This window comes from Sphingomonas sp. PAMC 26621, assembly GCF_000251145.1.
Taxonomy (GTDB): domain Bacteria; phylum Pseudomonadota; class Alphaproteobacteria; order Sphingomonadales; family Sphingomonadaceae; genus Sphingomonas.
On the sequence record NZ_AIDW01000015.1, the window covers coordinates 204,463 to 228,000 of the forward strand.

Below are 23,538 nucleotides of genomic sequence, written 5' to 3' on the forward strand. Positions count from 1 at the left end.
GGGCGTCGCCAGCGCGGCGCAGGCGAGCAACAATCCGCAGATGGATGCCGCGGTCCAGCGTATCAACGATCAATGGGCGCACATCCGCTACCAGGTCGCGACCGCGAGGAGCAATATCGCGACCTCGACGTGCTGGCGGGGCAGGCCGCGCAAGTCGTCGCGCGCTATCCGGGGCGGGCCGAACCGCTCTTGTGGCAAGGCATCGTGACCAGCGAGGAGGCGGCGCGGGCGAGCGTCTTTCGCCAATTGGGGTTGGCAAAAGCCGCCAAGGCCATCCTCGAGCGCGCCCAAGCAATCGATCCGAATATTGCCGACGGCGGCGTAAAGATGAGCCTGGGCGTGCTCTATTACCGGGTCCCGGGGTTCCCGGTCGGCTTTGGCAGTACGGCGAAGGCGCGTGCGCTGCTCGAGGGGGCGTTGCGACAGGATCCGCGCGGACTCGACAATACCTTTTTCTACGCCGATTTTCTCAACGATGAGGGGCGGCCCGCCGAGGCAAAGATCTATGCCCTTCGCGGGCTGCAGGCACCGGTGAACGCCAGCCGACCGGTATGGGACGCCGGTCGCCGGGCCGAAATGCGCGCGCTGCTCGCGAAGATCGACGCCAAGCTCAAGCACGCGTGACCCGGATCGCAACCGCGCTCGGCCGTCAGCTGGCAAGACCCTGCGGCCTCGGCGGCAGGGTGGTGGCGGACGCCATGCGGCTGGTGAACCGTCGGCCGACGCGCCTTGCCATCGCCGCGCTGGACCCCCGCCCGGGAGATGCGGTGCTGGACCTGGGGTGCGGGGCGGGCGATGCCATTCCCGCATTGCAGGGCGTCGTCGGAGCCGGGTGCGTTACGGGTCTGGATCATTCGGATGCGATGATCGCGATCGCGTCCCGACGCTGTCCCGATGCGCATTTCTGCGTCGGACGGTTCGATGCGTTGCCCTTTGCCGATCACAGTTTCGACCGGATCCTTGCGACGAACGTCGCCTATTTTTGGCACGATTCGCGCGCAGTGCTGGCGGAACTCCGCCGGGTGACACGGCCGCACGGACGAGTTGTTCTGTACGTGACGGAAGCGGCCGCTCTCGCACGGATTGGTCTCGACAGGAGCGGAACGCATCGCCTGTTCACGGCTGCGACGTTCGGCCAGATGCTCGGGCCAGCCGCCCGCATCAGCGTGGTCGATGCAGGGTTCGGGGTCCGTGGTCTGATCGGGACGATCGACGGGTGATCGGGACTGCACAAAGGGGGCCAAGCGCGGCGCGTGACACGATCATGCGCGGAGCGTTGGTGATCCTCTGGCTGGCGATCGCGATCGTTGCGCTGCGGCACATTCCCGCGGGGAGCGCCGCCGCCCTCAAGCACCTGCCCGGCGGTTTCTGGCTCGCGGCGCTGGCCTATGTGCTGGTTCATCCGCTTGCGGATCTGGCCATCTTCCGGCGGCTGTGGGGCGTGCGCGATGGAATGTTCGGCGCGATGACCCGGCGATTCCTGAGCAACGAACTCATGTTCGCCTATTCGGGCGACGTCTATCTGTTCGCCTGGGCGCGCACCCGGGGAATCGCGGCACCCTTGCATGCGATCAAGGACGTTTCGGTGCTTTCCGCATTGGTCGGCAATGGCGTGACGATCGCGTTGGTCGTGCCGTTCCTGGCAAACCACGGGCTTGCAACGCCGGGGCTGACGTTCCCCCATATCGCCCTGTCCTGCGCGGTCGTGATCGCACCGAGTATCGGGATGATCGGTTTACGGCGTCGCCTGCTCAGGATGACGGGCCCCGACGCGCTGTTCGTGACCGGTGTGCATCTGGTGCGAGCGGTCGCGATGCTCGGCTTGCTGATCCCGGTGTGGCTGACCGTCGAGCCGGGCCTGACGCTCGATACGTGCGTTCTGTTCCTGACGCTCAGGCAACTGATTTCGCGGCTGCCGTTCATGCCGGGCAAGGACATGCTGTTCGCAGGGGCAGTTGCCGCGATCGGCAAGGCCGGCGGAGCGGCATCGATCGCGGCGGCGCTGGGTGCGTTCGGGGTCGTGGGGGTCGAGGTGGCACTTTCGCTTGTGGTGGCGGCGGCCACTTTGCCCCCCCCCCGGCGTCATCCCGGCCCGGCGGATCAGGCCAGGCCATCGCTAAAGCATGCGTTGGACGGTGCGATCCCGGAGGATCAGGAGGTGATACAAGGCGCCGGCCACGTGCAATGCGATCACCGCCAGCAGGACGATCGCAACCGTCCCGTGAACGTCCCCCAGCCACAGGCCAAGCGGTGATCCGGTGGCGGACAGGGGCGGCAGGGGAATTGCACCGAACAGCCTGACCGGCCACCCACGCGCGGACGCATTTGCCCAACCAAGCAAAGGGAGTGCAACGAGAAGCGCGTAAAGCAGGGCATGCGTCCCACGCGATATCCGGCGCAGCGGCGCGGATATCGTTTCGGGCGCTACAGGTTCGCGATGGGACAGCCGCCAGACCAGTCGAACCAGCATCACCGCGAGGATCGCGGTGCCGAACGACAGGTGCCAACCGATCAGCCCAACCGGTCGCATGCCGCCATGGATGTCAGGCATGGTCCAGGCGATCGCGAATTGTATGACGATCAGCGCCACCACACTCCAGTGCAGCACGCGCGCGACCATGCTGTAACGCGCTGGTCCTGCACTATCCCTCATCGCTATCCTCCCGCGTAGCACTGGTGATGGAGGGAGCGGTCGGCGCGGGCTGTGGTTCCTGGGCGGGGGCGGTTGCCGCGGGCGTTGACGGCAGGGAAGAGGGTGATGAACGCGTCCTGCCGCGAATGCGGTCGATTTCCGCCTGTCGTCGTCTGAGGTAGAAGTCTCGCGATGTCCTGTAGGGATCGGGGACGCCGTCGTGGAGTTCGTGAAGCTGGTCGTCGAATTCCGCGCGGTGATCGAGCGTGCTCAGCACGCCGACCGGTATCGAAAAGGCCAGACTGTTGAACGGACTGCCCACGGCCACTGGCAAGACGAAGCGGTCGAGCATGCCGCCGGTGAAATCGCGCAGCGTCGTCGGCCCGATCAGGGGGAGGTACAGGAATGCGCCGTTCCTGATGCGTAAAACCCGAACGTATCGGCAAAGCCGTTGGGGCGACGAGGCAATTTGAACGGGCGCCGTTTCGCGATATCGAGCACCCCGCCGATCCCGACCGTGCTGTTCAATGCGAAGCGGCCGAGGGTCTCGGCGGCCTTGCCTGGCTTAAACTGCAAGAGATAGTTGAGGAAGACATCGGGTTCGTGCAGATTATAGAGGACGTTGCGCAGCCCGCTGCGGACCGGCGAGGGAAGGACCTTTTTATAGGCCATCGCAACCGGCCCGACGAACGCGCGGTCCACTGCCTGTGTGGCGCCGAACGCCTTGACGTTGATGGCCGCCAGCGGATCAGGGGCAAGCGCCTTTTTGCCCACGACGACGATGTCGCTTTGCGTCCCGGCGTTGCTCGGGCTGGAGGGGTCGTTCGCCCATTCGGCAACCGGTGTGAATGGCTGGTTGGCACCGACCGGCGTCGGAGCGAATTGCGGTGTCGTTGCGATCGACGTGGGTGCGTCATACTCGGGCCCTCGATCCTGCGCAAAGGCAGCGACCGGCATGCTGGCGGCTACCAGGAAAGCCGTCGCGATCGACGTCGGCCAAAGCCGGGGGCGATCAGGCGGGCACGCTGGTCGACTCTTGTCGAGGAGCGGGGCGGCGGACGCGGGTCCGGCGGTGGTTGTCATATCGTTCATCCGGGAAAGACGCCGCGAGCGGTGCACGACCCCAGTCGATTGTTCCGGCTTTGCGCGCGTGCGCCGTCGCGTCGTTCGCGCCCCGATCGGTAACGTCCAGCCGTGCCGGGCGGGGGGGGCGGGTGATCCGTTCGACCGGCGCGATCGGCGTGACTCTGACCAGCAACACCGGCACCACGCCCACGACGCGCAGCGGCCGGATCGAGCGCGCCCCATACGGCGCCGTCATCGACTACCGACGGATCAACAGTGGATCCGTACGGTTCGACGAGTGTCCATAACGCCAGGGTTTGCAGCGACGGATCAATCTGCGGCAACGTCACCTTCGTGTCGCCGCAGCCCGGTGATCGGGGCGATTGCACGGTCAGCATCGCCCCCTATCGCTGATCACGGCGGCCAAGGCGCGTCCGGCTACTCGCTGCGCTCCAGCGATCCGGGGATGGTCCGTGGTGGTGCGCCCGGCACCAAAGTGGCCGGGTCACACAGAAAGCGTACGCGGTTCCGTGCAGATATACCTATGGTCGAGAAGGGCAGTCCGTCGCATGCGTCGACGTGGGACCTGACTGGCCAGTCCATGCAGAGGAGCATTCGTTCTATGACACCCCGGGATATCCCGATCATATGCGTCGGCGGATCGGCGGGTGGTCTCGATGCGTACAAGCGGCTGCTCGACAATCTGCCGAGCGATCTTGGCGCGGCGATCGTGATCGTCAACCATTTGCGCACCGTCTCGACCCTGCTCCACGAAATCCTCCCGCGGCATACCGCGATGCCGGTCGAACTCATCACCGAGGGGCTCGATATCCGGCCGAACCATGTCTTCATCATTCCCGCGCAACGCGATCTGCATGTGCTGGACGGGGTCTTTCGCCTTGCGCCAATTTCAAAACCCCGGGGCTGGCCCGACGTCATCACCGTCTTCCTGCGATCGCTGACGCAATATTGGCACGGTAAGCTCATCGCGGTGATCGTGTCGGGCTATGACGGCGACGGCGCGGACGCGCTGTGCGGCATCCGTGCGTGCGGCGGGGTCACGATCGCGCAGTTGCCCGCCTCCGCGGGGCAGGCGGACATGCCCGATAGCGCGATCGCCAGCGGCTGCGTCGATTTCATCCTGCGTCCCGAGGACATTGCTGCCAAGATCGCGGAAACCCTCGGGTCCGAACGCCCCTGAAGGTCCATTCGTCGACGATGGCTCCGCCCGTGCGTAGTTCCCGATCCTTGAGCGGCCCGGTCCGTCGCCATAACGTGGGAAAACCAGACCGCTTCACCCACGCTGCGGTCGGCGAGAAAGACCAGCGCCATGCCAATCGAAACCAGATCGTTTCTGCGCGACCGGGCCCGCACCGAAGACGTGATCGCCGCGGCGACCGACTGTAGACCCGCCGCATGGTCGCATGCCCATCTGGCGCGTCTCTATCGGCAGCGTTGCATCGGGACGGCGGGGGAGGCAGCGGCCTGTTGCGACTGCGACATGGGGGCAGAGTGCCGCATCCTGAGCCCTGCTTCGTAGCGTGGCGTCGCGGAACGGAACGGAGCTAGGTTTCGTTCGGCCGCTGGCCGGTCGCGCCTGTTGCAGCGGGCGTTTCGGACGGGGGCAGGGGCGTACTGCCATTCGCCGGCTTCCCGTCGGCGGCGGCCTGCGCGATGCGCGCGAGTTCGGGGAGCGACTTGGCCTGCATCTTGTGCATGACCGCCGCCCGGTGGTTTTCGACGGTGCGCTGGCTGATCCCGAGATCGGTGGCAATGTTCTTGCTGGGGTGTCCCGCCAGGACCAGGTCCATCACTTCGCGCTGGCGACCGGTCAATTCGCCGACATGCGCGGCGGCTTGCTCCTGCGCGGCGTCGCGCAGCCGCAGGTCGTGCGACTGGTCGATCGCGCGCGCGATGCTGGCGAGCAATTCGACCCGACCGACCGGCTTTTCGATGAAGTCGCACGCGCCGCTGCGCATCGCCGAGACCGCGAGACCGATATCGCTGGTGCCCGTGATCAGGATCGCGGGAAGATGGTTGCCGCGCGCGCGCAGCGCCTCGATCAGCGCCACGCCGCTCATTCCCGTCAGATGCGCATCGACCAGCAGACACCCGTCGTTGCCGGGCCGATACGCGGCCAGAAAAGCCTCCGCGCTCGGAAAGTCCTCGACCATCCGCCCATCGTCTTCGAGCACCTCGCGGATCGTGGTCAGGACGTGCGGGTCGTCGTCGACGACATAGGCGACGGATCCGCCCGTGATCGCGCCAGCGCCGGGCACGTGCCACGTCGACGGCAGGGCCCCCGCCATAAGGTGCTCGATCGCCGCAGTCAGGTCCCGCGCCTTGACCGGCTTGCTCAACTGGACACAGTCCTGTCCCGCGATCCGCGCCAGCGCTTCGCTCGAAATGTCCCCGGTGAGCACGATCGCGGGTAGGCCACGCGGCAGGCTCGCCCGAAGGCTCCGCAGGAGGTCGATGCCATCCATGCCGCCGGGCAGGTTATAGTCGGTCAGCAGCAGTTCGGGCTTGATCGCGCTGCCGGCGACCAGGCTGATCGCGGCTGCCGCATCGGACGCAGTCTTGACGATATGTCCTTCGCTCTTGAGCAGTTGCTCGAGCAATTCGACGACGTCCGGGTCGTCCTCCACGACGACGATCTTGCAGGTGCGCCGGTGCCCGCTCGGGGCAGCATCGCATTCGGATGGTCCTGCGACGGGGCCCGCCGGATCGGCTGCCGGGCACGGCAGCGTGATCGTGAAGACCGAACCCTTGTCGGGCTGCGAGCGCACGTCGACGGCATGCCCGAGCAAATGTCCAAGGCGCTGCACGATCGACAGGCCAAGACCCAGCCCCAGGCTGCGTTCGCGCGCGGCGTTGTCGATCTGATGGAATTCCTCGAAAACGGCGTGCAACTGGTCGGCGGCGATCCCGATCCCGGTATCCCAGACCTCGATCCGAAGCGTGTCGCCGGAGCGCCGGCAGCCGAGGAGGATTCTTCCCTTCCTGGTATATTTGATCGCGTTGCCGAGCAGGTTGCGGATCATCTGCGTCAGCAGCGTGGCATCGCTCAGGACCAACGCCGCACTCGGCAGGATGTGGAGCGACAAGTTGCGCGCCTGTGCGAGATAACTGAACTCGTCGCGCAGGAGATCGAGGACGTCGGCGATCGGGAAGACCGCCGGCTTCGCCTCGACCACGCCGGCTTCGATCTGGTTGATGTCGAGTAATGCATTGAGCATGCCGGACATCGCCGCGAGGGTCTGTCCCTGTCGGGAAAGCAGCTTCCGGGGCTTTTCACCCTCGACGGTCTGGTTGAGCAGCTCCTGCAGCAGCGTCAGCGACTGGAGCGGCTGGCGCAGGTCATGGCTCGCCGCTGCGAGAAAACGCGACTTGGCAAGATTGGCGCGGTCCGCCTCGATCTTGGCTGCCTCGAGCGCCTTGGCTGTGATCTTCCGGTCGGTGGTGTCGGCGAAGGTAATCACGACGCCTTCAACGGCGTCGTCATGTGCGCGATATGGGAAGACCCGACGGAGAAACCACGTTCCGTTCGGCCCGCTGATCTCGCGGTCGATCAGGGCGTGATCCGCCAGCACCTTGCGCGCATCGCCCAGCAAATCGGGATCGGTCGCGATCGAGCGCAGATCGGCGATCGGCCGCCCGATGTCCCCCGCGATGATGTTGAAGACCGACTTGATCGCAGGCGTATAGAACCGGATCTTCAGGTCCATGTCGAGGAAGAGCGTCGCGACGTTCGTGCTGTAGAGCACGTTCTGCAGATCGTCCGAGGTCAGGCGCTGGCGTTCCAGCGTCTCCTGCAACTGGCTGTTGAGCGCGGTCAACTCCTCGTTGAGCGACTGCAACTCCTCCTTGGAAGTCAGCAGTTCCTCGTTGGTCGACTGGAACTCCTCGTTGACCGAAAGTGCCTCCTCGTTGATCACCTTCTGTTCCTGGCTCGACGTTTCCTGATTCAGGATCGACGTCTGCAACTCCGCCTGCGTTGCCTCCAGTTCCCGTTCGAGCTCGCTGACGCGCGCGGCGTCGCCGCGGTTTGGAGAGGACGCTGCGTCGGCGCTTTTGCCCGGTTCCTCGACAAAGCAGACGAGCAGCATGTCGTCCTGTCCGTCGGCAACTGCTTGGACATCGAGCCGAAACCAGATGGCGGTGCCGTCCTGCATCACCCGCGCGCGCCCGCCATCGACGCGCGGTATCGCCTTGCTCACCTTGTCGATCGCGAGCCGGAGCTTGGTCCGCAGGGTCGGCGAGGCCATCGCGAGCAGGTCGAGCGAGGCATAGCCCGGCGGAATCCGCAGATAGCGATCGGTCGGCCCCATCGAATAGAGACACTGGCGTTTGCGATTGATCAGGATGGCGGCGGGCGCGTGGGTGGCGATGACGGCCCGGCGGCAAATGTCCGCGAGCGTGGACTGGCGCTGCGGGGATGCGGACCGGTCGGTCGTCCCCGGCATCGGCAGGGAGTCGCCGAAGCTCACGGAAAAGCCCGCGTTGCCGGTCCGGCCGCGCGCGACGTGCCGGTAGAAGCGTTCCGACTTGGCGATGACCTCGAACCGGTCCCCGGCTTTGCCCACCGTCTCAGAGGACCCGAGGACGAGGACGCCGCCTTCGCGAAGCGCGAAATGGAACAGCGAGATGACCTTGGCCTGCGCCTCGGGGTTCAGATAGATCAGCAGATTGCGGCAGGAGACGAGATCGATCTTCGAGAAGGGCGGGTCCGACAGCACGTCCTGGACGGTGAAGACGACGTCGCCACGCAAGCCGGTCGCCACCCGGTATCCGGCTTCGTCCCGGACGAAGAAGCGCGTCAACTGATCCGCGGGGACCGTATTCTCGATATCGAAGGGATACAGCCCCTCACGCGCTATCGCGACCGCGTCCGGGTCGACGTCGGAGGCGAAGAGCTGGAGCTTGATATCGCGGCCGGATGCCTTGATCGCGTCGCGGCACAGCATCCCGATCGAATAGGCCTCTTCGCCGGTGCTGCATCCGGCGACCCATATCCTGAGCGGCGTGCGCTCGGGCAGGAGCCGGACGAGGTCGGGAAGGATCGTCTGCGCCAGCGCATCGAAGATCGCGGGATCCCGAAAGAAGCGCGTCACGTTGATCAGCAGGTCCTTGGCGAGAAGATCCCGCTCGGCCGGGTCGGTGCGCAGCAGCTCCAGATAGCCGGCAAAATTGCCGGGCGCGAGCGCGAGCAGCCCGATCCGCCGCTCGATCCGTCGTTCCAGCGTCCCCGTCTTGTACTGGCGGAAATCGTGCGCGGTCTTTTCGTTGAGGACGCCGATGATGTCGTTCAGGCTGGATGAAGACGGAGCGGCAAAGACGGTCGGCGCGGCGGGGAACTGCGCGATTGCGATCCGGCGCTCCGCCAGTGCGGCGGGAATGTCCTCGAGCGCAAGCACCCGATCGATCAATCCGGTGTCGATCGCGCTCCGTGGCATTCCGTCGTAATCGGCCTCTTCCGGGTCCTGTGCGATCGCATAGCCCCCCGCGGCTTTCAGCGCGGCAAGCCCGCCGCTGCCGTCCGCGCCCGTTCCCGACAGGATCACGGCAATCACGTGGTGTCCGCGCTCCTTGGCCAACGATTCCAGCAGAACATCGAACGGCAGGCGCGCGCCATGGTTTGCCTGCTGCGGGGAAAGCGCCAGCGCGCCTTCGTGAACAGAAAGGTAGCGGCCTGGGGGAATGACATAGATATGGTCTGCGCAAATGGCACCACCATCGACCGCTTCGTCGATCTTCATCGTGGTATGATCGGCCAACAGGTCGACCATCATGCTCTTGTGGAACGGATCAAGATGCACCACGATGATGAATGCCATACCCGAGGTCGGCGGTATCGCATCGAGCAGTCTCGATGCCGCCTCGAGCCCGCCCGATGAAGCGCCGATGGCGACAATCGGGATCGAGTCCGGAGGCCCTCTCGCGGCGACCGGGGCCGTACCTTTCTCCCGCCGCGGCGACGCGGGCTGAATTTCAGCGGTGGGCCGTGCATCCGCCAAGACTGTTTCATGTGCCGTCATGAAAAGGGAAGTAGCACTGTCGTGGCACTTTTATCCTACGTATAGTTGCGTGATTCCAGAATTCGGCGTTGCGTCGTGCTGGCGTGAGTAGTTTCCGAGACTGACGGCATGGATTTCTCCAGGTCATTATCGCGGTCGACCCTGGTGACAGCGCCGTTCACAATCGAGCACAGGTTCGCATTTATCGCCGATGGGCGGGCACGGAGGCTAGAGCGTGGACACGACAAGAGACTGCTTCCCCGAGGCCGGGTGGCCGCAGTCACCGGCAGTGAACCGGAATGTGACCAACCGTGGATGTCGCGCGCATCCGGCAAGGCGCGTAAGACCGTGAGCCTTGGCCGGAAAATCCTCCTCGTCGAGGACGACGTACTGATCGCGATGGATCTTGCCGATCTGCTGAGCGCGATGGGGCATGACGTTTGCCATATCGCGTCGACCGAGGCGGATGCCGTCGAGGCCGCGGCGCGTTTGGCCCCCGATCTGATGATCGTCGATGGCAATCTTGCCGAGGGCAGTGGGGTGTCGGCGATGCGGCAGATCCTTGCCCGCGGTTTCGTGGCGCATTTCTACATCAGCGGGGATCCGAACCAGCTCCTGAAGGCGGTCCCGGACGCGGTGGTTCTGGCCAAGCCGTTCACCATGCATGCCCTGGCGAACGGGATGGCCAAGGCCGCGCTTGGCCCCCGCCGCAATTGACCGCTCGCCACGGGCGCGGTCGCGCGGAGAGCTCCCGAAGACAGGTCTATGAGTAGATTCCGGTACTGCCCGCGGACGCGCCGACACGGTAGCCCGATTGCTCGTACCCTCCCGTGAACCGGTCGGCTTCTTCTGCAAGGATCTTGAGATGACCCAAGACATTCCGGCGATGGCCCCGCCCGTACGGCATGTCGTCGTCCTCTGTCATCCCGACCCCGAGACCTTCAACCGGGCGATCGCGGAGACCTATTGCGCCGCCGTCCGCGCAGCCGGCCACGACGTCGTCTTTCGCGATCTCTACGCGATCGGCTTCGATCCGGTCCTGAAGACGTACGAACGACCGACGCTTGCCGGGTTCCAGCGTGCGTCCGACGTGGCGCGCGAACTTGCGTTGATCAGCCAGGGGGACGTTTTCGTCCTGATCTACCCGATCTGGTTCGGCTCGGCGCCAGCCATGATGAAGGGCTATGTCGAACGGGTGCTGGGGGCCGGGGTCGATCCGCAGGCGATCCAGCGCAACGATGCAAGCGCACTGCTGGGGGGCAAACGGTTGCTCAGCTTCACGACGTCTGCGACACAAACACTCTGGCTCGATGCACAGGGGGAAGGGCAGGCGCTGCGCACCGTCTTCGACCGGTACCTCGTTTCTGCTTTCGGCATGCATTCCCAAAGGCACGTCCATCTGGGCCACATCACCTGCCAGCAGAGCGGGCGTTTCGCCCGACAGGATCTCTCTCAGGTCGAGGAAGAGGCACGACGGATCTGCGACGAGCTTCGAGATCCGACGAACGCCCGCGACCTTGCCTGCGTGGCCTGACGGTCGCGCCGTGATCCCGGTAAAGACCTGTAATCGGTGGTGTACGCGGCCGAGGCAAGGGCGCTGGTTGCACGCTGGTGCGGGACGACTCGGATCCTCCCGTCCGCAATTGCGGATGCCCGTCAGCTCGTGAACAGCACAAGGGACAAAGCGCTTCTCCCGCCGCAATATTCCCTGATCGGTTCACCCGCCGGGCAATGGTGGCGTTCCGGTCGCAATAGGCATAGGCACCGTGCGGGCAGGCGTTCCCCCGGCGCGCCGACGGCGACCGTCGGGCGCGCGACCTGACGGCAAGGGCTGCGGCCCGGTGAAACGAGGCCCAGGATGAGCAGCAGTCGTATCGACAACCCGACCTTGCGCGGACGCGTCATGAGCGCCGAGCAGGCGGCCATGCTGATCCACTCCGGCAGCACGATCGGGATGAGCGGCTTCACCGGTTCGGGTTATCCCAAGGCGGTGCCGCTGGCGCTCGCCGCGCGGATCGAGGCGGAACATGCCGCCGGAAACCCGTTCCGCGTCCGGATCTGGACGGGTGCCTCGACCGGGCCCGAGCTCGACGGTGCGCTGGCCAAGGCGGACGGCATCGAGTTCCGCTTGCCGTACAATTCGGACCCGATCGCACGTGAGAAGATCAATCGCGGCGAGATGGAATATTTCGACATGCACCTGAGCCAGGTCGCGCCGATGGCGTGGCAGGGTTTCCTCGGCCCGCTCGACACCGCGGTGATCGAGGTCTCGGGCATCCGCGCCGACGGGTCGCTCATTCCCTCCTCGTCGGTGGGCAACAACAAGACCTGGCTCGACCGCGCCGACAAGATCATTCTGGAGGTCAACCGCTGGCAGAACCCCGCGCTCGAGGGGATGCACGACATCTATTACGGCACCGCGCTGCCCCCGCACCGCGTGCCGATCCCGCTGGTCAGGCCCGACGACCGGATCGGAGTGGCGTATTTCCGCGTCGACCCGGACAAGATCGTCGCGATCGTCGAGACGGAGGCGCCCGACCGCAACCTGCCGTTCGCCGCGCCCGATGCGGCGGCGCATGCGATCGCGGGGCATCTTATCGAATTCTTCCGCCATGAAGTCGCGCGCGGGCGGTTGCCCGGCTCGCTGCTCCCGCTGCAGTCGGGGGTCGGCAATATCGCCAACGCGGTGCTGACGGGGCTGATCGACGGGCCGTTCAGCGACATGACCTCTTATACCGAAGTCATCCAGGACGGGATGCTCGACCTGCTCGATTCGGGCAAATTGCGGATGGCGTCGGCGACCGCCTTCTCGCTCAGTCCCGAGGCGGCGGCGCGGCTCAACGCCGATCTCGGCCGGTATCGCGACAAGATGATCCTGCGCCCGCAGGAGATCAGCAATCATCCCGAGTTGATCCGGCGGCTGGGGTGCCTCGCGATGAACGGGCTGATCGAGGCGGACATCTACGGCAACGTCAATTCCACGCACGTCATGGGATCGCGCATCCAGAACGGCATCGGCGGCTCGGGCGATTTCGCGCGCAATGCCTATGTGTCGATCTTCATGACGCCGTCGACCGCCAAGGGCGGCAAGGTCTCCGCGATCGTCCCGCAGGCGAGCCATGTCGACCATATCAGCCAGGACGTGCAGGTGCTGGTCACCGAACAGGGCCTCGCCGATCTGCGCGGGCTCAGCCCCAAGCAGCGCGCCGCACTGATCATCGAGCGCTGCGCGCACCCCGATTACCGTCCCGCACTCGCCGATTATTACGCACGCGCGCGGTTCGGGTCCTACGGGCAACAATCACCGTCGCTGCCGGGCGAAGCGCTGTCGTGGCATCAGCGCTTCATCGAAACGGGGTCGATGCGCTTCTGACCGGGACGCGCGCCGTAACGCGTCCCGGTTAAGAGGCTGGCCGCTAGCGGTGGAGCGTCCGGATCGCGTCCACGATCACCTTGGGACTGTGCAGGCCTTCGTACACGGGGGGCGGGGCCTTATCGAGCTTGAGCAGCGTGTAGACCGCCGTCATCGCGCAGCGGATCGAATATTCGACCGTGAACACGACGTCGTCGGGCTGCTCGGCAAACTGGCCGATGAAGGCGAGATTGGTCGATCCGGTCGGCACCACCAGCGGCCGGTCGCCTGCCTTGCGGGGCATGAACTGGCTGGTGATATACGGCATCGCGCACGGGATGCAGATGGATGCCGCAAGCACCGCCGCGCTGTCGGGCGCGCTGAAGCGCAGATGGCCGAGCACTTCCTCCAGGATCTCCGCGCCGGTGCACTTGACCAGCGGCTTCTTGACGTAATCGCCGGGGCGATCGTGGAACAGGCCATAGCCCCACCATACCGCGACACCCTCGGGCTGGTCCGGGAAGAACGGCTGGTGATAAATCGACAGCGTCAGCAGCCAAGCCGACTGCTTGAAGGTGATCAGCCCGCCGGTCCCCGCCGCGCTCCCGCTGAACCGCTCCATCAGTTCCAGGAACAACGGGTCCTTGACCGTGACGGTGAAGGAGATCCACGAACTCTCCTCGACGTTGCGGTTGAACGCGGCCGGATTGCCGAACGCCGGACGCCCCTCGGCGAGCTTTTCCCACAGCTTCCATGCGCCCGAATGGTTGCTCGTATCGAGGCCGGGAGCCTTGGTCATCGACCCGAAAGCCTTGTCCGCGGTCATCGAGCCGTTGGTGACGAATACTAGGTCGCCCTGCTTGACCGGAATTGCCTCCGGGCCGTCGGCGGTCAGCGTCGAGATGCTCGTCACGGTGACTGCGCCGCTGCCCGCGGCGAAGCCGAGGTCCTCGACGCGGACGCCGTGGCGGAACTGGACGCCGCGGTCCTTCAGCCAGTTCATGAGCGGGACGATCATGCTGTCATACTGGTTGTAGACGGTGCGATAGATGTCGTGCTGCACGTCGATCGTCGAGAAATGGTGGACGAACCGGCGCAGGTAGCGGCGGAATTCGATCGCGCTGTGCCACGGTTCGAACGCGAACAGCGTGCACCATTCCATCCAGAAATTGGTTTCGAAGAAATGGGGCGTGAAGCAATCGGTGATGCGCTTGTCGTCGAGTAGGCTCTCGGGCTCGCCGATCAGCGTGACGAGGTTGATCCGGTCATGCTCGTTGAAGCGCATGGAATGCGCGTCGGGCACGCTGCCGTCGCGATTGACCAGCCGGACCTTGTTGTCCCACGGCCATTTCGCAGCGGCGCGGTTGGTTTCCTCGGTCACCGATATCATCGGGTCGGTGGCCGAGGGGATCCCGTCGAACAGGTCGAAGGTGCATTGGTACATCGCCTCGAACATGCGGCTGCCGCTCATGAAATAGCCGTCTTCCGCGGTTCCGTGCGCGTCGAATGCGCCGCCGGTCTGGTGGCTTTCCTCGAGGATCGTGATGTCCTTGCCCGCGACGTCGCCGTCGCGCAGCAGGATCGCCGCCCCCGCAAGCGAGGCGATGCCGCTGCCGACGAATGTATAGCTGCTCATGAAATACCGATCCTTTGTCCGAAGGATGCGGGCGTAGGGCCGTTCCCGGACTCCGGGCAGCGTCGGAAACTACGCACGGCGCCGCCCCCGATGGCGGTCGCTTGATCGACCGTCAGAACGCCAGCGCGACGGCGATCTGCGGGGCAACATAGGCGGGGGTATTGCGGCCCGCGACGGACATCTCGACCCCCGCGATGAGCCCGGCGCGCGCCGACCAGTTATATTCGAGCGCTGGCGCCAGGATCGTGCGCGATGCGCGCAGGCCCGTGGTGCGCATCGCCGTACCGCTTGCGTCGACGCCCGACAGGTCCGAACGGCGGGCATCGCTGCGCACTAGATCGAGCGCAATCACCCAGCGCTGGTCAAGCGCGTAGCCGGCGGCCAAACCGACCTGCGCGGACACGCCCGGTGTGGCGTGGCCGGCGAAGCCATCCGCCGTTCCGTAGACGCTCAGGTCGCGAACGTCCGCCGCTGCCAGCGCCTCGGTGACGGAGGCGAAGAGACGGATGCGAACCGGGTGGCCGCCCTTGGTGTCGAACAGCGATTCGACGACGATGCCCTGCTTGGCCAGCAGCGCGCCCGTGCCGAGACCGTCGAGCACGGTCGTCAGGTGATCGTAGCGACCGATCGGCAGCACCATGCCCGCGCTCGCCGTGATCGAGGGCGATCCGGTTCGGCCATTCTCGTCCCTCAGCCGATATTCCAGCTCGACCGGCAGGTCGGCGATCCCGAGACCGCGTCGATCATGGCCATCGGTCACGCGGACCGCCGTCGGCAGCGCCTGGAAGCTCAGCCGGTCGGTGAGCGCGTATTTCACGACCGTCACCGACTGCAGCTGATGCACGCCGTCGCCGCCGGGGTGGCGATGGCCGTGGTCGTCATAGCGTCCGGTATCGATCTTGTAGATGAGATAAGGTTCGATCGCGAGCGTCCCGGCGGTCGACAAGGCTGGCGACGACGCCTCGAGCGAGCCGGTGAACCACTGGTTGCGAACCGCCAGATCCGCATCCTTCGCCAGCGCCGCGCCGGGCAATCCCAACGCGCAAAGCGCGAGTATTGCGCGCGCCGTCCTCATCGCCCGCCGAGCCCCGGGAACAGCACGACCAGCGCGCCCGCCATGCCGCCGACCGCAATCGCGACGACGAGCAGACCGAAGATCTTTTCGGTGATCAGCAGGGCCTTCTCCCCGATCGCGCGGGTGATCGGCGCGGCCAGGAAATCGAGCGCGACGATGATCGCCGCATTCGCGAGGATCGCGACCATCGCGGCGAGATAGACCGGGCGGCTGCCGCTGCCCCACGCGATGATGACCGACAGCACCCCCGGTCCGGCGTAGATGGGGAACCCCAGCGGCAGGATTCCCACGGATGTGGGCGAGGGCGCGACGGCATGATGCGCGGCCGCCGCCACGTGCGTGTTGGACGCGCGGTGGTGGTGGCTGCGCGCAGGTGTCGCCTCGCTCGGGGTCGGCGCGTTGAGCATTTGCCAGCCGATCACGCCGATCACCGCCATTCCCGCCACGCGCAACGCGGCCACGCTGACCCCGAAGACCCCGAGCGCGGCATTGCCGATGAACAGCGCGAGCAATCCCGCGACGACATAGGTCGCCGCCGTGACCAGCGCGGTGCGACGCTGGTCGCCGGCTGTCTGGCCGGCGGTGGCGGCGACGAACAAGGGCAGGACCGCGATCGGCGCGGTGATCGCGAACAGGCCGACGGTCATCGTCACCAGCGCGCTGGAGTCGAGCGCACTCATGCGGCGGTTTCGAACGGTTCGAAGTCCGATTCCGCTGCTTTCCAGTCGGGCTTGTGGAAGGCGTAGATCACGAACGGGATCGCGAGGAAGAACACCGACCCGATCACCAGCGCACCGACGTAGAGCACCGGACTGCCGGTGCTGATCTGCGCCGGCGGAATGAAGCTGAACCCCAGCGCGACGAGCGCCCCGGCAAGCCCCACCAGCCCGACCAGCCACATGCCGACATTCCCGCCGGGAATGCGAAACGGGCGGACCCGGTCTGGCTGTGTGTAGCGCAACCGGATCGCGGCGACGTAGAGCAGGACGTACATCACCAGATAGATGATCGTCGCCATCTGGCTGAGCAGTTGATAGGCGGATTCGACCGACGGCAGCACCGTGAAAGCGACGCACAGCAGCGTGACGAGTACGCCTTGCAGGATCAGGATCGCGACCGGAATGCCGTGCGCGTTGGTCTTTTGCAGGACATGCGGCAGATACCCCGCCTTGCCGACCGCGAGCAGCCCGGTCGACGGCCCGGCGACAATCACGCTGACCTGGCCCAGCACGCCGAACGCCAGCATCGCCGCCATCACATTGCCGAGCCACGGCAGCCCGAACGCCGCCCACAGTTCGTTATAGGCGACGAGCAACCCGCGGTTGATATCGATCGCCTCGCGCGGAATGACCGCGCCGACCGCAAGCGTGCCGAGCACGAAGATCACCACGACCATCACCGTCGCGATCAGCACCGAAAGCGGATAATTGCGCGTCGGGTTCTTCAGGTCCTGGACATGGACCGCCTGCATCTCCATCCCCGCGAAATAGAGGAAGACGCTGGCGGCCAGCACCATGTTGTGAAAATCGCTGAAATCGGGGATCAGGCTGGCGTGCAGGTCGAGGTGCATCGGTTTGCCGGCCGCGACATAGGCCACGCCGAGCGCGATCAGGATCGCGCCGGGGATGATCGTCCCGAACAGGCCGCCGAGCGAACTCAGCCGGGTCGACGCCGCCATGCCGCGGAAGGTGACCAGCGTCACAAACCAATAGACTGCGAGCAGGACGAGGATCGTGTAGAGCTTGTTGTCGGCAAGCGCTTGGTCGAACGCGGGCGGCCACCAGATATAGGCGAGCGCGGCGGCAGCGAAGATCAGCACGGTCGGGAACCAGATTACCACCGCCTGCCATTGATAATAGATCGCCGCAAAACCCCAGCGCGGGCCGAACGCCTCGCCGATCCAGCGGAACACCCCGCCCTGCTTGGGGAAGGTCGCGGCGAGCTCGGCGGCGACCAGCGATACGGGCACCAGGAAGACGATCGCGGCGAACAGGTAATAAAAGATCGACGCCATGCCATATTCGGCTTGCGCCGGCATGCCGCGCAGGCTGACGATCGTCGTCACGTTCATGACCGCGAACGCCATCATGCCGATGACGATGCTGGGTTGCGGCTTGGTCCGGCCGCCATGCGCGAGCCACCCCGCAGCTTTGGGCTTGCCGCCGGGGACGGCGGCGGGGGGCGAGGGCTCGGTCATGCAAACAGCCTTGAAAGGGGGCACCGCCGACTGTGGCCGGCGGCGCGAAAGGTCGAACGAAAGGTTAGCGCTTGAGGACTTCGTCGCGCGCGGCCGCGACGCAGTGCAGCGCCCATTGCATCGTCTCGGGCGTGATGAAGACGTTCATCGGAAACGACTTCAGCGCATAGACGACGGCCTCTTCGTCGGTCCCGTCGCGATTGTAGGTCGCGTCGCGGAAGCCCGTGCTGAAGCTCATGTACGGCGTGTACTTGCCGTCGATCTGCTTGCCCGAGCGGAACCATTCGAACAGCTTGTTGCCGACCGCTTCGGTCAGGTGGTTATGCTTGATCAGGTCGCTCCGCAGCGCCGGTTCGTTCAGTTCGCGACCGAACTGTACCTGTGCGTCGACGCCCGCGGGATAGACCCGGAACAGCGTGATCAGCCCGGTGTCGTCGGGGTTGACGCAGACCATGTCGGGATGGCTGCGGATCAGATCGTAGAGGTAATATTTGGTTTCGAGGATGCCGCCGAGGATCGCCTGCATCCCTTCCTTGCCGAAGTACTTCAGCGTCGCCCAACCCGCGAGCGAGCCCGACGCGGTGCGCGAGACTTCGAGCGTGTAGTACATCGGGTTGTACGGCGTGCGCGCCTGCAGATAGGGGCCGCCGCCCAGCACCGCGCTCAGCGACGTAGCGGGTCCGCCCGCGTAGCTCAGGTTGTTGGGGGAATCGATCTTGTCGCGAAACCGCAGCTTGCCGCCGAACTGGAACCGTCCGTCCCCGCCGAGCAGCGTGGTGGGGACGGTGATGTTGAGCACGCCGGCATATTCGCGGTCATGCGCCCGCTCGGTTGCGTTATTGGCCCCGGTCAGCGTGAATTGCGTCGGATCGCTCGGGTTGAAGCCGGTCGGCGTCAGCGTCGGATACAGTCGCGTCGCATTGTCATAGGCAACGGTAAAGCCCGGCTGTCCGACCCGCGAAAACGTCGTGTTGCGGTCATAGTCGCGGTGATAGGTCGAGGCGGTATAGGACAGCTGGTAATCGACGATCACCTTGTCGAAATCATTGCGACCGCCGGCGGCGGCGATGAAATTGAGGTGCGATTCCTGTTCGTCGCGGAGCGTTACGCGCGCATCGACGCCGGTCGCGGTGATCACGTTGCCACTCTGCGTCGTGGCGTCGCCAAGCCCGCGATATTGCAGGATCGAGCGATGGACCGACTCGGTGTAGCCGGCGTTGTTCGCGCGCAGATAGTAATGGCTCTGCGCGTCCGGGTTCCAGTCGAGCTCGCCCCCGAAACCGAAGCGGCGGCGGTTGTACGAATAGCGCCGCAGGTCGAGCGCATCGAGCACCTTGTCGCCCGGCGTCCCCGGTTGGACCGCATCGAGCAAACCCGGCTCGACATCGTCGAAGCCACGCTGGTCGGTATGGAACGATCCGGTCAACACGATCGCGAACTGCCTGTCCGGACCGAACGCCGTCCCCGCCGCCGCCTCGCCGATGAAGACATCGCCATTGTTGTGCGCGCTCTGATAGCCGCCGCCTATCGTCCCTTCGAAGAACGGCCTGGTCAGGCCGACCGCGGTTCGCGGCGTCAGTTCGACCGATCCGCCGAGCCCTTCGGCCTCCTGATCGGGTAGGCCGCTCTTGCGGACGACGAGGCGGTCGACCGCGCCGATCGGGACCGTATCGAGTTCTACCGCACGACCGCCGCCACCGAAATAGGTGCCGCCGGGCTGCGTATTGAGCAAGGTGACGCCGCCGAACGTCGTACCGTTCAGGTTCCCGTCGATCCCACGGATATTGACGAAGCGCCCTTCGCCGGTGTCGATCGCCAGGCTGACGCCGGGAACGCGACCGAGCGCTTCGGCGGCGTTGAAGTCGGGATATTTGACGATGTCCTCGGCGGACTGAACGTTGATGAGATTGGGCGCCGCCTTCTCCTCGGCACGCGCGGTCTTCGCCGCGCGCGTGGCGGTGACGACGATGTCATTGTCCGCTCGGTCGACCGGGCCTGCCGCGACCTGGGCGTTCGCACCGAGCGGTGCCAGCGCGAACGCCGTCGTGGAGATAAGCAACAGTGCTCGCGTTTTGGTCATGGCCCCAATCCTTGCGCTTGGCAGTCGACGACTGCGCGTTACGACGCTCCCGGAGAGGCTCGAGTGGGACCCAATTGTTACAAGACGGCGAATTTATCCTTGTTTGTTATTAGGTTGGCAAGAATCAATATTGGCGCGACGGGCACACGACACAACTCAATTGAGATCGTTCAATAAAGTCTCGACGATCGGCAGTCCGCACCTTCAACGGGCAGGTTTGACCACCAGAATATGGAAGGACCCCGGCACCATCGCGGGACGACCCCCGCCCGCCACGGGCGCGCCGAACGTCGCGGCTGGTAGATACAGCGCGCCAGTCCTGGGATCGAGCGCGCCAGTGCGCGCGCCGACCTCGGTCTTCACGACACCGACCGCTTCGACACCGACACCCTTCAGCGAAAGGATGTCGAGCACCCCGTCCTTCCCGCACGGGATGAACGCGAGCCCGCGCGCCTCGTCCATGATCACGGCGTCCGGTCCCGAACCGATATCGACGAGCGTGGTAAGCTGCCGCCGCCGCGCGTCGACGATGGCGGCCTTGCCGTTGGCGCACGACGCGATCAGGCGATCGTGCGCGCTATCGTAGCCGAGCCCGGTCGGCGCCTTGCAGCCCGGCAGCGCGATCGCCTTGCCAGCAACCCCACGCGCGACGTCGACCGTCTCGATCTGGTCCGCATCCTCGTTATTGACGAACAGCGTCCCGTCCGCGCCGAACGCGGCATATTCGAGCGCGGGCTTGACCTGGATCGTGCGAGACACCTTGCTCGTGGCGAGGTCGATCACCGACACGGTGCCGCTGTCGGCATTCATGACATAGGCATGGGTCCTTTGCGGGTCGAGAATGGCGGCGTCCGGCTTCTTGCCGACCGCGATGCTGGCGGTTTCGGCACCCGAGCGCAGGTCGTACACCCGCACCGTGCCATCGGTCCCGCTCGTCACCAGCAGCTTGCCGCCGCGCAGCGGCACGACCGCATGGCCGCGCTGTACGCTGCCGAGCGAGGTGACCTTGCCGGTCGCTAGCTCCAGCACCGTGACCGCGTTGCTGCGCGCGACATATACGAACGTACCGTCGTCGTCGGCGCGGACATAGTCCCACGATCCGTCGGGGCCCGCGATCGACTGGGTGACGGCGTAGGTCGGCATGGGCTTTGCCGCGAGCGCGGATGGCGTGGTGGCAGTGGCGGCGAGCAGGACGAGAAGCGAAGGGCGGCGCATTGCAGTCTCCACGAAGATGAGCTGCCTTTTGCCGCAGCGAACCCCCGCGGTCACGTTAGGGATCGCTAATCCACCGTGGCGGCACCGGTTTCGAGTTCCCGTGCGGGCTGCGCGAAGGTCAGGCGCACCCGCAAGCCGGGGCGATTGTCGAGCAGGTCGAGGCGGACGCGATGCAGTGCTGCAATCGCCGCGGCGAGCGCCATGCCCAGCCCGGCGCCGGGCAGGTTGCGGCTGCGGTCGAGCCGGTAGAAGCGAGTCAGCACGGCGTCGCGTTCGTGCGGCGGAATGCCGGGGCCGTCGTCGCTGACGCTCGCGACGATCGCGCCGTCGATCCGCTCGAGCCGACTGACGATCGTGCTGCCGCGCGGGGTATGGCGGATCGCATTGTCGACCAGATTGGTCATCATCTGCGCCAGCAGTTCGGCATCGCCCTCGATCAGCAGACCGTCGGCATGCTCCGCAAGCACGGTTTTGCCATCGTCCTCGGCGACCGGCTGATATGCGGCGATCACCCGCCCGACGAGCTCGCTCAGGTCGAGCGTCGCGAAATATTGGCGCCCGTCGCCCCCCTCTAGCGTCCCGATCCGCAACAGTGCCCGGAAAATCGCGAGAACCTCGTCGGTCTGTGCGATGGCGGTGTCGATGCCGGCCTCGATCCGCGCCGGGTCCCGCGCGTCGCGGGTTTGCTCGAGTTGCTGGCGAAGCCGTCCGAGCGGGGTGCGCAGGTCGTGCGCGATGTCGGTGGTGACCTGGCGCAGGCCGTCCATCAGCGCGCCGATCTTGTCGAGCATTGCATTGAGGTTCGCCGAAAGCTGGTCGAATTCGCGGCTGATCCCGATCGGCGGCAGGCGTTCCGCCGTATTGCCCGTCATCACCCGGGCGATCGCAGCGTTGACGCGGTCGAGCCGTCGCATGAACAACGCACCGATCAGATATCCACCCACCAGCGCAAGCACCGTGATCACCACGCCTGCGACGACCAGGAACCGGTCGAGCGCACGCCGCAATTCCTGGATATCGTAGGTGTCCGTGGCAACGGCGAGCGTACCGCCGTTGGGGAGGGCAACACCGAGGCTCTTTAAGGTTTCGGCGGCGGGGTCCTGCGGGTCGTCGTGCACCGCCACCTGCCCCCAGCCGAGCCTGACCGTCCGCGCGCCGATATCGTCGACCAGCAGGCGTCCCGCGCGATCGATCACCTGGTATCGGAATGCTTCCGCGCCGCTCGCGCGCCGATGCCGGGCGATCGCCCCGAGCAGGCTCGATCGCCCCCCTTCCCTGTCCTCACCCGCAAGAATCGCGGCCTCGCTGGTCAAGCCGCCTTCGGTGGCGTCGACCGCATAGTGCGCGATCGACCGCTCGACGACGACCAAGACGAGCGCGGATCCTGCCGCGAACGCAAGCGCGAGCAGGCAGGCAAAGCGAAACGCCCCGCTCCGGAAACCGCTAAGCCAGGCCATCGCACCGATAGCCCGCGCCGCGCACCGTATGGATGAGTTCCTGATCGAAGCCACGATCGACTTTCGAGCGCAGGCGACTCATGTGGCTTTCGATGATATTGGTCTGCGGGTCGAAATGGAAAGACCACACGTTTTCGAGCAGCATCGTCCGGGTAACGATCTCACCCGCGTGCCGCATCAGATATTCGAGCAGCTTGAACTCCTGGGCCTGCAACGCGATCGTGCGTCCGGCACGCCGAACGCTGCGCTTGATCAGATCGATCTCGAGATCGGCGACGCGCAGCACTGTCGCGACATCCTGGGCCTGCTGGCGGCGCAACAGCGCGTTGACCCGCGCGAGAAATTCGATCCCGGCGAACGGCTTGACCAGATAATCGTCGGCGCCCGCGTCGAGCCCTTCGACCCGGTCATGAACACCGTCGATCGCGGTGAGGAAGATCGCAGGGGCGCGAACACCGGCCGCGCGAAGCGCCTTGAGAACGCCGAGCCCATCGACCCCGGGGACCATACGATCGAGAATCAGGACGGCATGATCGCCGCCGGACCCGAGGACGATCGCGTCGCTGCCGTTGCTGCAGGTGTCGACGACATGTCCGGCCGCAACCAGCGTGCGCTCGAGATGGGTGCGCGTCGCCTCGTCGTCCTCGAGCAGCAGCAGTTTCACCGCATCACCTCCACCAGCCGCCTAGCATGAACGCCTAGCCGGGCGTCACGCTTCGCGTGCAAGTTGGGAATAAACAACGTCAGGATCGTCACCCGCTTATGCCATATCGCACGATGGCGTGCGCGTCCGTACCGCACCGTGACATCCG

At 65.6% G+C, this 23,538-nt stretch carries 17 protein-coding genes and 1 pseudogene; 6 read left to right on the forward strand and 12 right to left on the reverse strand.

Going from position 1 to position 23,538, the window contains the following annotated elements:
- Positions 1-72: 72 nt before the first annotated feature.
- Together RI03_RS07900 and RI03_RS07905 are read left to right on the forward strand one after the other, a co-directional pair.
- On the forward strand, positions 73-624 hold the full coding sequence (locus RI03_RS07900; RefSeq protein WP_010216442.1) for a hypothetical protein: 552 nt from the start codon (positions 73-75) through the stop codon (positions 622-624).
- Positions 621-1,220 (forward strand): class I SAM-dependent methyltransferase, encoded by a 600-nt coding sequence (locus RI03_RS07905; RefSeq protein WP_010216443.1) that lies wholly within the window; start codon positions 621-623, stop codon positions 1,218-1,220. The genes RI03_RS07900 and RI03_RS07905 overlap by 4 nt, the downstream gene beginning before the upstream one ends.
- 896 nt (positions 1,221-2,116) lie before the next feature.
- On the opposite strand, the gene RI03_RS25340 is transcribed toward RI03_RS07905, so the two are convergent.
- The 3 genes and pseudogenes from RI03_RS25340 to RI03_RS07920 all read right to left on the reverse strand — a co-directional run bounded on the left by RI03_RS25340 (position 2,117) and on the right by RI03_RS07920 (position 3,953).
- Positions 2,117-2,653, reverse strand: a complete 537-nt coding sequence (locus tag RI03_RS25340; protein ID WP_138995624.1) for a cytochrome b — start codon at positions 2,651-2,653, stop codon at positions 2,117-2,119.
- Positions 2,643-3,724, reverse strand: a pseudogene (locus RI03_RS25345) (MlaA family lipoprotein). The gene RI03_RS25340 and the pseudogene RI03_RS25345 overlap by 11 nt, the downstream one beginning before the upstream one ends.
- On the reverse strand, positions 3,645-3,953 hold the full coding sequence (locus RI03_RS07920; protein WP_010216446.1) for a hypothetical protein: 309 nt from the start codon (positions 3,951-3,953) through the stop codon (positions 3,645-3,647). Before RI03_RS07920 ends, RI03_RS25345 begins: the two are co-directional and overlap by 80 nt.
- Positions 3,954-4,319: 366 nt before the next feature.
- Here RI03_RS07920 and RI03_RS07925 point away from each other — a divergent pair, with 366 nt between their 5' ends.
- On the forward strand, positions 4,320-4,898 hold the full coding sequence (locus tag RI03_RS07925; RefSeq protein ID WP_010216447.1) for a chemotaxis protein CheB: 579 nt from the start codon (positions 4,320-4,322) through the stop codon (positions 4,896-4,898).
- Between the two features lie 364 nt (positions 4,899-5,262).
- Here RI03_RS07925 and RI03_RS07930 read toward each other — a convergent pair whose 3' ends face one another.
- Complete coding sequence (locus RI03_RS07930) at positions 5,263-9,735, reverse strand: chemotaxis protein CheB (RefSeq protein WP_081504210.1); 4,473 nt, start codon at positions 9,733-9,735, stop codon at positions 5,263-5,265.
- Positions 9,736-9,984: 249 nt separating this feature from the next.
- Here RI03_RS07930 and RI03_RS07935 point away from each other — a divergent pair, with 249 nt between their 5' ends.
- The 3 genes from RI03_RS07935 (at position 9,985) to RI03_RS07945 (ending at position 13,087) form a co-directional block, all read left to right on the forward strand.
- The gene (locus RI03_RS07935; RefSeq protein ID WP_238542316.1) at positions 9,985-10,431 is read left to right on the forward strand and encodes a response regulator; all 447 of its coding nucleotides are present in this window, start codon (positions 9,985-9,987) and stop codon (positions 10,429-10,431) included.
- A gap of 148 nt (positions 10,432-10,579) precedes the next feature.
- Entirely contained in the window at positions 10,580-11,248 is a 669-nt protein-coding gene (locus tag RI03_RS07940; protein WP_010216452.1) for an NAD(P)H-dependent oxidoreductase, read from the forward strand.
- Positions 11,249-11,572: 324 nt separating this feature from the next.
- Positions 11,573-13,087 carry an acetyl-CoA hydrolase/transferase family protein gene (locus RI03_RS07945; RefSeq protein ID WP_010216454.1) on the forward strand — a complete coding sequence of 505 codons (1,515 nt, stop codon included), beginning with the start codon at positions 11,573-11,575 and terminating at the stop codon, positions 13,085-13,087.
- A gap of 43 nt (positions 13,088-13,130) precedes the next feature.
- Here RI03_RS07945 and RI03_RS07950 read toward each other — a convergent pair whose 3' ends face one another.
- From RI03_RS07950 to RI03_RS07985, 8 genes are all read right to left on the reverse strand, one after another.
- Positions 13,131-14,702: an oleate hydratase gene (locus RI03_RS07950; protein ID WP_010216456.1), complete on the reverse strand. Its 1,572-nt coding sequence runs from the start codon at positions 14,700-14,702 to the stop codon at positions 13,131-13,133.
- Positions 14,703-14,814: 112 nt separating this feature from the next.
- Positions 14,815-15,777, reverse strand: coding sequence for a hypothetical protein (locus RI03_RS07955; protein WP_238542317.1), 963 nt, complete (start codon positions 15,775-15,777; stop codon positions 14,815-14,817).
- Complete coding sequence (locus RI03_RS07960) at positions 15,774-16,457, reverse strand: MarC family protein (protein WP_010216460.1); 684 nt, start codon at positions 16,455-16,457, stop codon at positions 15,774-15,776. The genes RI03_RS07955 and RI03_RS07960 overlap by 4 nt, the downstream gene beginning before the upstream one ends.
- Positions 16,454-17,974, reverse strand: coding sequence for a putative glutamine/gamma-aminobutyrate antiporter GadC (gadC, locus tag RI03_RS07965; protein ID WP_010216462.1), 1,521 nt, complete (start codon positions 17,972-17,974; stop codon positions 16,454-16,456). Before gadC ends, RI03_RS07960 begins: the two co-directional genes overlap by 4 nt.
- A 64-nt stretch (positions 17,975-18,038) precedes the next feature.
- Positions 18,039-20,054 carry a TonB-dependent receptor plug domain-containing protein gene (locus RI03_RS07970; protein WP_010216464.1) on the reverse strand — a complete coding sequence of 672 codons (2,016 nt, stop codon included), beginning with the start codon at positions 20,052-20,054 and terminating at the stop codon, positions 18,039-18,041.
- Between the two features lie 204 nt (positions 20,055-20,258).
- Positions 20,259-21,269: a YncE family protein gene (locus tag RI03_RS07975; RefSeq protein ID WP_010216466.1), complete on the reverse strand. Its 1,011-nt coding sequence runs from the start codon at positions 21,267-21,269 to the stop codon at positions 20,259-20,261.
- Positions 21,270-21,334: 65 nt separating this feature from the next.
- Complete coding sequence (locus RI03_RS07980; RefSeq protein WP_010216468.1) at positions 21,335-22,726, reverse strand: sensor histidine kinase; 1,392 nt, start codon at positions 22,724-22,726, stop codon at positions 21,335-21,337.
- Entirely contained in the window at positions 22,713-23,390 is a 678-nt protein-coding gene (locus tag RI03_RS07985) for a winged helix-turn-helix domain-containing protein (protein ID WP_010216471.1), read from the reverse strand. The genes RI03_RS07980 and RI03_RS07985 overlap by 14 nt, the downstream gene beginning before the upstream one ends.
- Positions 23,391-23,538: the final 148 nt, after the last annotated feature.